Origin of the sequence: Fibrobacter sp. UBA4297, from assembly GCF_002394865.1 — a bacterium.
Lineage (GTDB): Bacteria > Fibrobacterota > Fibrobacteria > Fibrobacterales > Fibrobacteraceae > Fibrobacter.
This window is the reverse complement of the sequence record NZ_DGUZ01000010.1, coordinates 53,855-54,563: the sequence shown is the minus strand read 5'-3', so window position 1 is coordinate 54,563 and position 709 is coordinate 53,855. Positions and strand designations below refer to the sequence as shown.

1 protein-coding gene is annotated in these 709 nt (G+C 57.1%); it reads right to left on the bottom strand.

Annotation, left to right across the window (positions count from 1 at the left end; all coding sequences use genetic code 11):
• Window positions 1-709: GTP-binding protein (locus B3A20_RS05080; protein WP_290762567.1), on the bottom strand; the 709-nt coding region annotated here is incomplete at both ends.

Below are 709 nucleotides of genomic sequence, written 5' to 3'. Positions count from 1 at the left end.
CGTCGGTGGTGCGGAAGTAGAACTGAGGACGGTAGCCGTTCATGAACGGCGTGTGGCGGCCACCTTCGTCCTTCGTGAGAACGTAGATTTCAGCCTTGAATTCGGTGTGCGGGGTGACGGACTTCGGAGCGGCGAGAACCATGCCACGGACGATGTCCTTCTTTTCAGCGCCACGGAGGAGGAGACCAACGTTGTCACCTGCCTGAGCGTCGTCGAGAAGCTTGCGGAACATTTCAACACCCGTGATGACGTATTCGGTGGTTTCACCGAGACCGATACGTTCGACCTTGTCGTTCAAGCGAACGATACCGCGTTCGATACGGCCAGTAGCGACAGTGCCGCGGCCAGTGATCGTGAACACGTCTTCGATCGGCATGAGGAACGGCTTGTCGGTATCGCGCTGCGGGAGCGGGATGTAGGTGTCGCAAGCGTCCATGAGTTCCATGATCTTGTCCTGGTATTCCGGATCGCCTTCGAGAGCCTTGAGAGCGGAACCGCGGATGATCGGGGTATTGTCGCCATCGAATTCGTACTTGGACAGAAGTTCGCGGACTTCCATTTCGACGAGGTCGAGAATTTCGGCATCGTCAACCATGTCGCACTTGTTCATGAACACGACGATCTTCGGCACGCCAACCTGGTGAGCGAGAAGGATGTGTTCGCGAGTCTGCGGCATCGGACCGTCAGTAGCGGCAACAACGAGGATAGC